This window comes from Paenibacillus diazotrophicus (assembly GCF_042610465.1).
Genome location: NZ_JBGJZN010000003.1, coordinates 329,751 through 342,957, shown reverse-complemented (window position 1 = coordinate 342,957; position 13,207 = coordinate 329,751). Strand labels below are relative to the sequence as shown.

The window sequence follows — 13,207 nt, the reverse complement described above, 5'->3', positions numbered from 1 at the left end:
TGAAGCACTAAAGCGCTATAACTTATCCACCGTTCCATATATGAAGGAGGCCACAGGAAATGAAGAGAAACCATACTATGATGCAATTTTTCGAATGGCATGTCGCGGCGGACGGAGAGCATTGGAAGCGGCTGGCCCAAATGGCTCCCGAGCTGAAAGCGATTGGCATTGATTCCGTATGGGTGCCTCCGGTAACCAAAGCGGTCTCCGATCAGGACACAGGCTATGGTGTATACGATCTCTATGATCTGGGCGAATTTGACCAAAAAGGAACCGTCCGCACAAAATATGGCACCAAACAGGAACTGATTGACGCTATTGCCGAGTGTCTCAAGAACGGCATTGCCGTGTATGTGGACCTTGTCATGAATCATAAAGCAGGCGCGGATGAAACCGAGGTCTTCGAAGTGATTGAGGTAGACCCGAATGACCGCAATAAGGAAATCTCCGAGCCTTTTGAGATCGAGGGCTGGACCAAGTTCACATTCCCCGGACGCGGTGACGAGTACTCCTCCTTTAAGTGGGATCATACTCACTTCAATGGTACCGACTTTGATGCCAAAGGGAACAGAAGCGGAGTCTTCCGGATCAACGGAGAGAACAAGAGCTGGAATCAGAACGTGGATGACGAATTCGGCAACTACGATTATCTCATGTTCGCGAACATTGACTACAGCCATGAGGAAGTTAAAAAGGAAATGCTGGAGTGGGGCAAATGGCTGGTAGATACACTGCAATGCAGCGGCTATCGTCTGGATGCCATCAAACACATCAATCATGAGTTTATTAAAGAATTCGCGGCAGAGATGACCAAGAAGCGCGGTGAGGATTTCTACATTGTAGGGGAATTCTGGAACTCAAATCTCGAAGCCTGCCGGGAATTTCTCAATACAGTTGACTATCAGATAGACCTGTTCGATGTGTCGCTGCATTACAAGCTGCATGCGGCTTCCCTTGGGGGCAGAGACTTTGATCTGACGCATATTTTTGACGACACGCTGGTTCAGACGCATCCCGGCAATGCCGTGACTTTCGTGGACAACCATGATTCCCAGCCGCATGAAGCGCTGGAGTCCTGGGTGGGAGACTGGTTCAAGCAGAGCGCCTACGCCCTCATCCTCCTGCGGTGTGACGGATACCCGGTAGTCTTCTATGGTGACTACTACGGCATCGGCGGACCTACTCCGGTTGAAGGAAAAAAAGAGGCCATTGATCCCCTGTTGTACGCCCGCTGCCACAAAGCCTACGGCGAGCAGGATGATTACTTCGATCACCCGAACACCATCGGCTGGGTGCGCCGTGGCATCGAAGAGGTTGAAGGCTCGGGCTGCGCCGTAGTCATCTCGAACGGAGACAGCGGCGAGAAGCGGATGTTCCTTGGTGAAGAGCGGGCTGGAGAAGTATGGATCGATCTTACCCATAACCGTGAAGAGTCCGTAACCATCGGTGAAGACGGCTGGGCGGCATTCCCGGTGAACGGCGGAAGTGTCTCCGTGTGGACGCTACCGGATGCGGAAGAGGAAGAGTCTGACGCAGAGGCGAAGAATGCTGATGTGAATAGCGAAGCTGTGGACGGCGGTTCTGCGGAGGGAATTTCAATAAATTAGGTTTACTAATTCCACTTAGTATACATTTTCACCTGAGCACAACGTTCGAGACATGTTCACACTGTGGATAATGCGGGCGATTCTGCTCAAGTACGCTAAGTTTATTCGGGTTAAGTCCCTAAAGTTCAGCTAGTTCAGCTAGTCCAGTCCATGCCAACACTGCCACTCAGCAGCAGGAGGAACTCAGGCTTCAAACAAACAGGTGACACCGGCCATTATGGGCGGTGTCACCTGTTTGAGTTATCTCCTAAGTGGTGCGGAGCTATCCATTAACGGCGGATCGCCGCCTTCTCACCTTCGGTCCAGATATCCGGTTCCGTATTCAGGATGCGCTGAATTGGATAGACTCTCCATACGGCAGTTACAACAGCTGAGCTTAATACTGCTTTGATCAGGTCACCGGGGATGAACGGCCACATGCCTGCCGTTAATGCCTTGGAGAGAGAGGTCATGCCCGTGGAATGGGCTAGCCACCAGACCCCGCCAGGGTACACAAGCAATGCACCGAACAGGAAGTTCACGGCCAGCAGCTTCACGAATGTATATTTGGTCTGCCCCATGCGCTGTGCAGAGAAGCCAATCAGGAAGGCCGCAACTGGCCAGGAGAAGATATAGCCTGCCGTCGGGCCAACGAGGACGGATAAGCCTCCGCTGCCGCCCAGTACACGAAATCCGGCTGCCGTCAGTCCAATAACAATCAGCACAGCCAGACTTCCATAGCGTGCGCCGAGAATGGAGCCAGCCAGCATAACTCCGAGTGTTCCCATCGTGATAGGCACAGCCGAGAAGGGCAGTGATATTCTTAAATAGCTAAGTGCGATCATAACTCCGGCGAACAGGGCACTGAAGATCAGGCCGCGAGTCGTCCATTTTCTCATGAGTAGGATTACCCCCATTTTTTTAGGATCACTATATCATCCCCCACCAGATACATCAATCTTAAAATATTTGCTATAATGGGTAGCGATTATCGACTACAGCAGTTAAGGAAGCAGGCCCGACAATGATCAGAGCGGAGCAATTGACCTTGTCTTACCGGGACGGCCAGCGCAGGCTGCCGGTTTTGCAGGGAATTTCTATACATATCAAACGGGGAGAATGGGTGGCCCTTACCGGAGCCAACGGATGTGGCAAAAGCTCGCTCATCCGTACATTCAACGGTCTGAATGTACCAACCGGGGGCAGTCTGTCTGCCGCCGGTCTGGATCTGCGTTCAGCGGGCAACCGCACAGCAGTCAAGCAGCATATCCAGCTGGTATTTCAGAATCCCGAAGCCCAGACTGTCGGCTCCACGCCGTTTGAGGACGTCGCTTTTGGACTGGAGAACCGCGGTTTAAGCCGTGATGCGATGCTCGCACAGATTGAGAAGGTCCTGCGCCAGGTCGGTCTGGCTCATAAAGCGGAGGCTGATGTCTCTACCCTGTCGGGCGGTGAACGCCAGCGCCTGGCGGTCGCCTGCTGTCTGGCGCTGGACACGGAAATGATCATTTTTGACGAGGTAACCTCCATGCTGGATCCGGCCGGACGTCGGGACATTCTGGAGCTGGCCCGCAGACTGTGGGAACACGGGACAACGGTGCTCTGGGTGACCCAGCGGATGGAGGAGCTCGCCGCAAGTCCGCGTGTCGCTGTCATGGGTCAAGGAACATTGCTGTATGATGGTGACGCCCGTTCACTGTTCTATACGAGCGGGCTTCCGGACGCTCTCGGCTGGCCGTCTGCGCCGGCAGTCCGCATCGGGCAGCTCCTGCAGGACAAAGGCTGGCCTGTGCCCCTTCTGCCCCTGACCGAGCAGGATTTGGAGGCGGTTCTGTGAGGATTCAGGCGAACGACGTATCCTTCGGCTACGACAGACTCCCTGTCCTCACAGAGATTAACCTGGATATCCGCCAGGGATCGCTTACTGCTCTGTGCGGGGTCACGGGCAGCGGGAAGTCTACGCTGCTGCGCCTTTTGTCAGGCCTTGCAGAGCCGGCTTCCGGCACGATTCTCCTGGACGGCGGCAAGCCTGCCGCCGGTAGGGTCTCCATGGTGTTCCAGCAGCCTGAGACACAGTTGTTCGCGGGCAGCGTGCATCAGGAGCTGGAATATGGCCTTGCTGAGCGCGGAGTGCCGAGGCCGCAGCGGCTGGAGCTGATCCGCAGCGCACTTGCCAGAGTAGGGCTGCCCTACGATGAATTCGGCGGGCGCTCGCCCTTTCTGCTGAGCGGCGGCGAGAAGCGAAGGCTCTGCATCGCCGCTGCTATCACTTCCCTGCCGGGACTGCTTATTCTGGACGAGCCCACGGCCGGGCTGGATCCGCAGGCGGCAGAGTCCCTGCTAGAGCTGCTGCGTGAACTGCGCAGCAGCGGACTGACCCTGGTTGTTGGCACCCATGACCTCGACAGCTTCCTGCCGATGGCAGACGAGGTCATTGTGATGTCCCAGGGTGCCGTCCATTATAGCGGACCGGCGTCCACCCTGTCCGCCGATCCGCATGTGCTGACAGCCGCCGGACTGGAGCCCCCCGTCTATTCGCGGCTCGGACACAGACTCCGGCAGCGCGGCCTGTTGGCTGAGCTGCCGGACAGCCTGGATAGCCTGCTCGCAGCGCTTGCAGAGCAGCCACTCCCTGCACCGCCCGAGGGAGAGCTTCCAGCCTCAGCGCTTCATATCCCAATCCGGACCGAAGAGAAGGCGGCTCTGTCCCCTCAAGGGGGGACGGGCATCCGTCCAGCTGTCGCCATAGATATAGGAATAGCCTCTGCACGGAAGCCGTGGCAGAGGCTGGACCCCCGCGTCAAATGGCTGGGGATGGGGATGGGTACCATGGTGATCACAGGAATGGAAGCCCTGCTGCCGCTGCTGCTGGCTTCAGGCCTGATTACCGGGCTGATGCTCTCTGCCCGCATTCCCTGGCAGAGGACGGTCCGCTTCTTCCGTCCGTTCCTCCTCATGTTCCTGTTCCTTTGGCTACTGTCCGCGCTCACCTGGAGTTCCCCGGATTATAAGCTTGGGCCCGTTGGCATAAGCCTCGCCGGTATGGAACGCGGCGGACTGAATGTGCTCCGCTTTCTGCTGCTGGTTGCACTCGGTTTCCTGTTCACAGAGACCACCACCGGCGCCCCCTTGCGGGAAGCGCTGGAATGGGGGATTGCCCCGCTGAAAAAGCTGGGCATCCGCACCCGCAACTGGTCGCTTGCGGTATCAGTCACACTCCAGTTTGTACCCTGGATTCTGGACAAGCTGACCCAGCTCCAGCTGGCGCTGGACTCGCGCGGCCGAAAAGCCCGCGGCTTGGCCCGCTACACTCCCCGGCAAGTCGCCCTACTCATCGTCCCCTTGCTCATTCTGGTCATCGGGATGGGCGATGAACTGGCTACCGCCGTAGAATCCCGGGGATATGATCCCACCAAGGAACGGACGCCTGCCTACCGGCTGTCCTGGCAGAACCGCGATACGCTGATCCTGCTCTGTATCCTGCTGACTACCGCCTTGTTATGGACGGTCTCGCGTCTCAGCTAAGAGAATAACTCAGCATATACTCCAGATGCGGATCAGGAGTATCTAACAGCGGGTCCTGCCGGGTCCAGACCCCTGTGATGCCCAGCTCCCGGCAGGCCAGATCGAAGCTGCAAGCAGCAATCCCGATGTCGATCCGCTGCATCTCGAACCCCAGCTTGTTGCCACCATAATTCGGTGTAGGCAGCCAATAAAAATGAACTTGCTTCCTGTCCCCAGACAGCACCACTCTCCATGGCTGCTTGTTGGAAGCCGACGGACCCAGCCGGACCATCTCCAGCGGTGCAGCCAGGCTACCGGCAGCCTCGCGGGTCAGTACGCGGCCGAATCCGGCATCCTGGAAGAGCTCATCCCATGGTTTCCTTTGATTGGATTTGGCGATATACCGCATCGTCGAATCCAGCAGCCGCTGCTTCTCGCTTGCATAACCCAGCGGAGAGATGCAGGGGATAAGCTCTCCTGGTGCAAGCTCAATTTCGCGGGAGAAGGACTTGCGGTTAAAGGTCCCGCCCATCCAGCAGGTTCCAAGGCCCAGCCCTGTGGCATGAAGAATCAGCTTGTGAAAGATATAGCCGAACTCCAGCAGCGCTATCTTCTCATTCTGCACCACACCCACCAGATACGCCTGCGGATTCTTGATGACCCCGTAAGCGCCAAGCTTAACGCCTGATGCTTCTGCCGCACCTCCTTTGACTGTAATCCACTCCACAGAAGCCTTTCCACCCAAAGGTCCGCGCAGGTTCTCCTCTTGTGCCAAATATTCCATCACCGCTGCACGGGCCTCTTCCCGGATCGGGGTCTGCTCATAGGTGCGGACCGATTTACGTTTCTCCATGATCTCCATGATGGCGGTTCCCATAACTGTTTTCCTCCTTTATTCATATCAATCATATCAAGCGGACCTAAGCGGCCCATGCCTCTTCAAAAAGAAGGCACCTGCATCGCAGGAGCCCTCTCAAGTGTTGTATATCTAGGTTTGCTTGTTCATCCTCATGAATCGGGCAGAATTAGTATTGCTGATTTGCAGATAATCGTCCAGGAACTATTGCACATCCGGTGAAGATTATTTCCGGTCCTTATCCTCTTCAGGGTAATGGGAGACGAGTCTTACCAGATCAAACGTCAGCATCGACAGGGTAAGCGCAGCCGGATAGACCAGATATCTGGGTTCCCACTCCGGATTGAACTTCTCCTTATAATGGCGCAGCCCGGAAAATCCGTACCAGTGCCCGCCCCGTGTATACACCAGATGAGCCAGTTTTTCTTCCCGCAGTGCTCCTGAATTATTCCCAACACTGGATAGCGGCGCATTGCCCAGATTGAATCTGCTGCTGCCTTGTTCCTTCGACCACTCCAGCAGACGGACGAACAAATAGTCCATTGTGCCATTTGGTGTTTTCTTCAGGTGACGCATCAGGTCAACCGACAGGGTATACCCCCCGTCATATCCCGGTGCAATAGAGGCAAAAGCCAGGACCTCGCCTTCCTTACCGCGTAGTAGCGCAATGGGGGCAAGCTGCAGGTAAGACGGCTTGAACCAGCCGAGAGAGTAGCCTTTTTCCTTTCGGCCGTCCAGCCATTCCTCAGAGATCTGGCGCAGCTCAGTCAGCAGCCCTGCGGAATGAGGCGGATCTGCCACCTCAAATACATATCCCTCCCGCTCAAAGCGGCTTCTTACATTCCGCAGGTCGGAATTTTTCTTGCCACTGAGTGTGAAGGTTGCCAGCGGCACCATTGCCTCTTCACCCAGCTTGAAAAAACGGTAACCCTGTTCATGGTATACCGGCAGAAAAGCCGGAGTGCCCTGATAGAACACCACAGCCAGTCCGTATAAATCCGCAGCCTGCCGAAATTCACTAATCCCTTCATTGATCAGGTTTAGCGGACCAAGCGGATCACCCAATACGACCAGCTTGTCCCGTACCCGGGAGAACGCAAACAGCACTTCGCCGTTCTTAGCCCAGTAGAAGTTCTTATCACCCAAGAACAACATATGGGTTAAAGAATTCCCGGGATTGCGCTCTAGAAAACGGCTTAGTCTGCCCATATCCTTATCCGCGAACAGCTCATCTATGTGGCGGTTGGGCCGAAGCGTAAACAGCATCGTAAGCACAATCCAGGAGAGCACCAGACCGCTGGCAACGGTAACCGCTACATTGCTGTGACGCTGCAGCCATTCAGGCTCGACCCCGCGGGGAAGATGCTTCATGAACCCCCGATGCGCATAGCTGCCCAGCCAGTAGTAGATCATTGCTATAAAAGTGGTGAGTAACAGCCACCTTACGGTATTCTGCCGGCTAACCGGCACGCTGATCCGGTAGAAGCGCGCCCTGGAGATCCAAAGGATGAGCGCTACCAGCAGGAGGAACAGAGCTTCCTCGTAATCAAACCCCTTCGTAAAAGTAAATACGGCTCCCACGAACAACAGTGCACTGGTCCAGACATAGGCTCTGCGGACTCGCAGCGAAATTCCGCGTGACAGCAGAACAAGCATGAATCCGATCAGTACGGAGAGATGATGCGATATCCGCATCACCGGCAGCGAGAGCAGATCCTCTGTAATCCGCAACCGGTACAAGAGCTCGGGCGTGGCCGCTGACAGGAGCAGTATAAGTCCGCTGACAAACACCAGCTTGCCGAGGGCCCAGACACCAAGGTCACTCAAGAACGAATAATGGCCCGGCCAGCCCCACATTTTCTGCCATACATTAAGGGAAGGCTCGATTATCGCATTCGCCGGGTTGCGGTCAGGGCCTTTTTTACCCTGAAGCCCTAGTTCCAGTGCAGCCAGTCCCAGGCCGATCAGCCAGGGAATCAGATAATAAAACAACCGGTAAATGACCAGTACGGCCATCGCCTGATCACTTCGATATCCAAGCTGCGTAAGCCCGAGCAAGGCAATGAGATCGAAAGCGCCGATGCCGCCAGGAGCCATGCTGAGTATGCCGGCAATTGCGGCAACAACATAGATGCTAAAGACGGTCACAAAACCTACGCCGCCGAGCAGGTGATCTCCGATCGTCCAGAACGTAATTCCGGCGAACAGCCATTCCAGAAAAGAAGCGCCGACGGAAGCACCCACGGTCAGCCAGGGCGTCCGGCCCTGCCCCCGGTTAATCCATCTGGCGAACAGCGAAGAGCGCTGAATGATAATAAAAAAAGGTAAATACAGCGCCATGCCCCAGACTGCGAACACCAGCCAGTGATGCTTGTGCAGCAGCGCGGACGCCGGCAGCAATCCAAAGATATTACCCCAGGAGAGCAGTGACAGCCCGGTAATCATGAGCGGCGAGAGAAACACTATAGCGGGCGTAAGAACGGCGGCGGGCACCCCGCTTTTTTTGTAGAGAAGCGTCCGCAAGCCTACCCCCGCCAGACCGGCAAATCCGATCAGATTGTTGAAGGTATTGGCAATCCATGCATAGCGGAAAGTACTCCAGCGCCCGATGTCCAGCCGGTAATGCCGCCGGATCAAATAATCGTAGCCGCTCATAACTGCAACCGAAAGCAGCGCAACCCCCATCATCTGGGCAATGGCCTCTGCAGGAACCCGCTTCAGCTCATGGAGAATCAGTCCCAGGTGCACCTGCTTCAGCTCATGCTGTCCCTCCAGATATACTAGGGCAATAACCGCAACTGGAATAAGTGCCCTTACTGCCCTGAGCCGGTAGATCGAAATAATCAACTTTACAATTCTGAAACGCTCGAGTGTCTGGATCTTGGAGTGCATGTCTTCTCCTGCCTTTACTGCCGGATGGATGGGCTTAACAAGACTTTGCCCATTTTCATTCCTCCATTATACCAAGACTATGGAGGAATGGCTCTTTTGGGAGCAACTTAAAGGTTAGACCGTCATTAACTCCCAATACCCTGCAAGGCAGAGTTCAAAAAAGTCCATGGCACTCTATTCATCTATGCATCCAAAACATAGGCGTGCACAAAAAAAGAGGGCGCCCTCACGGATAAGGCGTCCTCTTTCTAGCTGCTGCTTATGTTTCAGTTGCTTGCTCTTATCCGGATTTACACCCGGATGTCAAATCTTCCTTCGCTGTCTGTAGTGGCAGTTGCAATATCCTGCGCGCTTGCAGGCACAAGCGTCTTGCCGCCTGCTGGTTTCTCTGGCGGAGTAGCACTGCCCCTTGCCGAAGAGGAGCTTTGACTCTGCGATTTCTGGGCAATTTGGGCTTCGATCTGTTTAATTTGCTGCTCAATCTGCTTAGTTTTCGTTTCCTTGGTTTTCTCATCGTCTTTGCTGGAAGCAACCTTTTCCAAATCGGCTTCCAGTTTGGCTTTTTGCTTCTCCAAGGCTGCGGTGTCCGTTGCGCTGGAGGATGTGTATGTAGTAGAAGATGCCGATGATATAGAAGAAATATTCATGTTTGTCCCTCCCTTCACTTTTCCAAGTATAGGTGGTCTACCTGGGAGGAACCTTAAAATGCGCTGAATGTTTGCTGAAAGACGTCCGGCAATACGAGCATAGCGAAGCTCTGCTGTAAATACCGCTCCCAGCTCGGGCGTAGTGATTCTCATGAACACAAAGGAAGCGCCCCAGGCAAAGGCCAGCAGCTGCAGCTGCTGGGTGCCAAAATCCTAGCGGCTCATCTGACATCTCCCTGTTTGCACAGCAGGAGAAAGGACAGAATGGAACATACGCCTGCTCCTGCGATGACCATCGCCATGGGCAGGGCGTTCTCACTCCCGCCAAGTCCGACCAGCGGAGCGGCACAGCTGCCAAGCAGCAGGGGTAGCAAGCCGAGGAGTGCCGATGCACTCCCGGCGGAATCCCCCTGATCCTGCATGGCCAGGGAGAAGCTGGTTGTCCCCACCACGCCTACACTGGAAACAACGGCGAACAAGCAGATAAGGATGGGTACAAGCCCGCCTCCGGATAGAACGGTCAACAGCAGCAGCACACCCCCTAGCGTGCATAGCAGCAGTCCGCCAACCAGAAATCTCTGTTCACCGAATCTTCCGGCGAGTCTCCCCGCGACCTGGCCGGAAAGGATAATGCCCAGTCCATTTACGGCAAAAATCAGGCTGTACATTTGCGGGGATACCCCAAAAATATTCTGCAGGACAAAGGAAGAACCGGAAATATAGGCGAACATAGCTGCAGAGACAAACCCTTGCGAGAGAGCATACCCCATAAATCTCCCATTTCCGAGCAGGACAGCGAACGTGCGAAAGGTGCCGCGAAGTCCGCTCCTGGAACGCCGTTCCTTGGGCAGGGTCTCCGGAAGCCGCAGTAGAATCGTGGCAAAAAAGATCAGTCCGGCGGCAAACAGCACCACGAATACTCCCTGCCATGTTGTCACTCTCAGCAGTTGGCCTCCGATGACGGGGGCCAGGATCGGGCCCAGTCCATTGACAACCATGAGCAGGGAAAAGAATTTGGTTAACTCCGAGCCGCTGTACAGGTCACGCACTGCCGCGCGCGAGATCACAACGCCTACCGATCCGGCTAACCCCTGGATAAACCGCAGCATTATCAGCAGTCCTATGGAAGGACTGAATGCACACAGCAAAGAGGAAACTGCGTACACTACCATGCCAATGAGCAATGGTGTGCGGCGGCCATAGACGTCACTTAAAGGTCCTGCTGCCAGCTGACCCGAAGCCAGTCCGAGCAAAAAGAAAGTCAGGCTAAGCTGCACCATCGCAGCGCTGGCACCAAAATGCGCTCCTAGCGCCGGAAGCGCAGGCAAATACATATCAATGGACAACGGTCCAATCGCGGAAATAGCCCCCAGAATGACAGCGATCTGCAGCCGCTGCTTCCGTGTCGGCCCCCCCGCTTTCAGCATCCTGCTATCGATTTTTGTGATCATAAGTAGTACCGTCAACCTTTCTGTAGCAATGTAACCTTCATACTACCGATCCCGGATGGATTATTCAATGCTCTTTTTGACCGCATATATTCAGCAAAAACCGCCCGCAGGGGCTTTCAAGTGACCATTACAGTCACTTGGCAGCAGCCCCGCGGGCGGTTATGAGTTTAGACTTCACGGAAACGACTGGACTGTTTCAGCCAATCACGGGCACTTTCAGCTTCAGCAGCGCTGAGGCGGTGGCCCTGATTGCCCCAGTGCATGGTTACCTCGGCACCCGCATCCCGCAGCAAAGATTCGAGCTCCTCAGTTTCCTCCGTGCGGATGATCGGATCATTCGTACCTGCACCGATGAAGACTCCGACATCCTTCAGGGATGGCAGTTTCACCCCGCGCAGCGGTACCATCGGATGCAGCAGCACTGCTGAGCGGAAAATACTTCCGTAGTGAAACAATAGGCTACCGGCGATATTTGCACCGTTAGAGTAACCCACAGCCACCAGATTACCGGAATCAAAACCGTACTTTGCCGCTGCCTCATCCAAGAACTGCTTAAGCTCATGCGTACGGAAGATCAGGTCCTCTTCATCGAAAATACCTTCAGCCAGCCGCCGGAAATAACGCGGCATTCCATTCTCCAGCACATTCCCCCGAACCCCCAGCACCGAAGATCCAGGGGATAAAAGTTCGGCCAAAGGCAGCAGATCCTGTTCATTGCCGCCTGTACCATGGAACAAGACTAACGTCGGCAGGCTCTCATCGGTACCTTTGCGGAAGATATGAATCATCCCTGCTTCACCTCGATTTCACGGATTTCAAACGGCGTCAGGTTTTCTTCAATAACGCTACGGTGAGGCTCGAACCAGGCTGGAAGCATCAGCTTCTGTCCCAGCGCATCCGGAGCTTCATCACGGGCAAAGCCCGGAGGATCCGTTGCGATCTCGAAAAGAATTCCGCCTTCCTCACGGAAGTAAATGGCGTTGAAATACTGGCGGTCCTGTACAGGCGTTGGCTGATAGCCATGGCTCTGCACGCGGCGGCCCCATTCCAGTTGCTCGGCATCATCTTTGGCCCGCCAGGCGATATGATGTACCGTGCCTGTACCTCCCGCTCCGTGTGGAACCGGTGCTGCCTTCAAATCAATGATATTGCCCAGATCGCTGGTTGATCGATAGCGGATGTAGCCGTCACCTTCAGCAATCCGTTCGAGACCCAGAGTACGGGACAGGGTGTCTGCTGTTTTTTCCGGCTCCGTACTATAGAGAACAGCTCCGCCAAACCCTTTGATCGCATGCTCAGCAGTCACTCCGCCGAAAGACCATGTGCTCGGCGCCCCTTCTTCACGCTCAACAAGCTCAATCCGCAATCCGTCGAAATCGGCGAAGGAGAGGTAAGACTCGCCAATCCGGCTCACTTCGGTTACCGGGATCTGATAGGCAGCCAGGCGCTGCTTCCAGAAATCCATCGAGCCCGTTGGCACCGCATAAGTGGTTACACCCACCTGCCCCCCGCCGATACGGCCCTTGCGGCCCTCCGACCAGGGAAAGAAAGTAATAATCGTGCCCGGCGCACCCTGTTCATTCCCGAAATAAAGATGATATACCTCAGGGGCATCGAAATTGATCGTTTTTTTCACAAGACGCAGTCCGAGAATTCCGGCATAGAAGTCGGCATTGCGCTGTACGTCTCCGACGAAAGCTGTAATATGGTGAATGCCTTGGGTTTGCATGGTCATTGTAATTACCTCCTGAAATTTTTAGTTTTAGTTAAAGAACAGTGCATCCAGCGAAATCGATCCCGGTCCGGCCAGTGCAACACCCACCGCAACCACCAGCAGCGTCAGAGGGAACTCGATACCATTGGCCGTGGACCAGAAGCCATTCGGAGCATGAACCTTAACAATAGCGCCCAGCATAGCTGCAGCAATCAGTACAGCGGCCACCGGTGTCAGCAGCCCTGCCGCGAACAGCAAACCTCCGACAAGCTCCATCAGTCCGGCCAGCACTGCCATCAGCACCCCAGGCTTAATCCCAATGGACTCCATCCAGCCCCCGGTCCCTTTTGGACCATAACCGCCGAACCACCCGAACAGCTTCTGTGAACCATGCCCGATAAACGCAATCCCAATGACCAATCTCATCAACAATAAACCTACACTAACCATTTTAAACACGCTCCATTCTCTTTGTTTTAATTATCTTAATGTTAAGATATTGGGTAAAAATTTTTGTTTCTTACTGTTATTCCTCATGAACTCTGTTTTCTAGTGCA

11 protein-coding genes are annotated in these 13,207 nt (G+C 54.8%); 3 read left to right on the top strand and 8 right to left on the bottom strand.

Annotation, left to right across the window (positions count from 1 at the left end; translation table 11 throughout):
- Positions 1–59 precede the first annotated feature (59 nt).
- Positions 60–1,607: an alpha-amylase gene (locus ACAN54_RS15725; protein WP_379156805.1), complete on the top strand. Its 1,548-nt coding sequence runs from the start codon at positions 60–62 to the stop codon at positions 1,605–1,607.
- A 269-nt stretch (positions 1,608–1,876) separates the two neighbouring features.
- Here ACAN54_RS15725 and ACAN54_RS15720 read toward each other — a convergent pair whose 3' ends face one another.
- The gene (locus ACAN54_RS15720; RefSeq protein ID WP_379156802.1) at positions 1,877–2,485 is read right to left on the bottom strand and encodes a biotin transporter BioY; all 609 of its coding nucleotides are present in this window, start codon (positions 2,483–2,485) and stop codon (positions 1,877–1,879) included.
- Positions 2,486–2,610: 125 nt separating this feature from the next.
- Between ACAN54_RS15720 and ACAN54_RS15715 the strand changes: the two genes are divergently transcribed.
- Together ACAN54_RS15715 and ACAN54_RS15710 are read left to right on the top strand one after the other, a co-directional pair.
- A complete protein-coding gene (locus ACAN54_RS15715; protein ID WP_379156799.1) occupies positions 2,611–3,423 on the top strand; it encodes an ATP-binding cassette domain-containing protein in 813 nt (270 codons plus the stop codon).
- Positions 3,420–5,111 carry an ATP-binding cassette domain-containing protein gene (locus ACAN54_RS15710; protein WP_379156796.1) on the top strand — a complete coding sequence of 564 codons (1,692 nt, stop codon included), beginning with the start codon at positions 3,420–3,422 and terminating at the stop codon, positions 5,109–5,111. The genes ACAN54_RS15715 and ACAN54_RS15710 overlap by 4 nt, the downstream gene beginning before the upstream one ends.
- Here the strand turns inward: ACAN54_RS15710 and ACAN54_RS15705 are convergent.
- The 7 genes from ACAN54_RS15705 to ACAN54_RS15675 all read right to left on the bottom strand — a co-directional run bounded on the left by ACAN54_RS15705 (position 5,104) and on the right by ACAN54_RS15675 (position 13,100).
- Entirely contained in the window at positions 5,104–5,967 is an 864-nt protein-coding gene (locus ACAN54_RS15705; protein WP_379156792.1) for a nitroreductase family protein, read from the bottom strand. The genes ACAN54_RS15710 and ACAN54_RS15705 overlap by 8 nt on opposite strands.
- 204 nt (positions 5,968–6,171) lie before the next feature.
- Positions 6,172–8,838, bottom strand: a complete 2,667-nt coding sequence (gene mprF / locus ACAN54_RS15700) for a bifunctional lysylphosphatidylglycerol flippase/synthetase MprF (RefSeq protein ID WP_379156789.1) — start codon at positions 8,836–8,838, stop codon at positions 6,172–6,174.
- Positions 8,839–9,128: 290 nt separating this feature from the next.
- Entirely contained in the window at positions 9,129–9,638 is a 510-nt protein-coding gene (locus ACAN54_RS15695; protein ID WP_379156786.1) for a FlxA-like family protein, read from the bottom strand.
- Positions 9,639–9,706: 68 nt separating this feature from the next.
- Positions 9,707–10,912, bottom strand: coding sequence for a multidrug effflux MFS transporter (locus ACAN54_RS15690; RefSeq protein ID WP_379156784.1), 1,206 nt, complete (start codon positions 10,910–10,912; stop codon positions 9,707–9,709).
- A 191-nt stretch (positions 10,913–11,103) separates the two neighbouring features.
- The gene (locus ACAN54_RS15685) at positions 11,104–11,724 is read right to left on the bottom strand and encodes an alpha/beta hydrolase (protein ID WP_379156781.1); all 621 of its coding nucleotides are present in this window, start codon (positions 11,722–11,724) and stop codon (positions 11,104–11,106) included.
- Positions 11,721–12,671: a ring-cleaving dioxygenase gene (locus ACAN54_RS15680; RefSeq protein ID WP_379156778.1), complete on the bottom strand. Its 951-nt coding sequence runs from the start codon at positions 12,669–12,671 to the stop codon at positions 11,721–11,723. Before ACAN54_RS15680 ends, ACAN54_RS15685 begins: the two co-directional genes overlap by 4 nt.
- Positions 12,672–12,698: 27 nt before the next feature.
- On the bottom strand, positions 12,699–13,100 hold the full coding sequence (locus ACAN54_RS15675) for a DoxX family protein (RefSeq protein ID WP_379157523.1): 402 nt from the start codon (positions 13,098–13,100) through the stop codon (positions 12,699–12,701).
- Positions 13,101–13,207: the final 107 nt, after the last annotated feature.

Bases quoted from the DNA above. Each gene is read 5' to 3' on its own strand.
- ACAN54_RS15725 (WP_379156805.1), top strand. From the start codon at position 60: ATGAAGAGAAACCATACTATGATGCAATTTTTCGAATGGCATGTCGCG.
- ACAN54_RS15720 (WP_379156802.1), bottom strand. From the start codon at position 2,485: ATGAGAAAATGGACGACTCGCGGCCTGATCTTCAGTGCCCTGTTCGCC.
- ACAN54_RS15715 (WP_379156799.1), top strand. From the start codon at position 2,611: ATGATCAGAGCGGAGCAATTGACCTTGTCTTACCGGGACGGCCAGCGC.
- ACAN54_RS15705 (WP_379156792.1), bottom strand. From the start codon at position 5,967: ATGGGAACCGCCATCATGGAGATCATGGAGAAACGTAAATCGGTCCGC.
- mprF (WP_379156789.1), bottom strand. From the start codon at position 8,838: ATGCACTCCAAGATCCAGACACTCGAGCGTTTCAGAATTGTAAAGTTG.
- ACAN54_RS15695 (WP_379156786.1), bottom strand. From the start codon at position 9,638: ATGAGAATCACTACGCCCGAGCTGGGAGCGGTATTTACAGCAGAGCTT.
- ACAN54_RS15690 (WP_379156784.1), bottom strand. From the start codon at position 10,912: ATGCTGAAAGCGGGGGGGCCGACACGGAAGCAGCGGCTGCAGATCGCT.
- ACAN54_RS15685 (WP_379156781.1), bottom strand. From the start codon at position 11,724: ATGATTCATATCTTCCGCAAAGGTACCGATGAGAGCCTGCCGACGTTA.
- ACAN54_RS15680 (WP_379156778.1), bottom strand. From the start codon at position 12,671: ATGACCATGCAAACCCAAGGCATTCACCATATTACAGCTTTCGTCGGA.
- ACAN54_RS15675 (WP_379157523.1), bottom strand. From the start codon at position 13,100: ATGGTTAGTGTAGGTTTATTGTTGATGAGATTGGTCATTGGGATTGCG.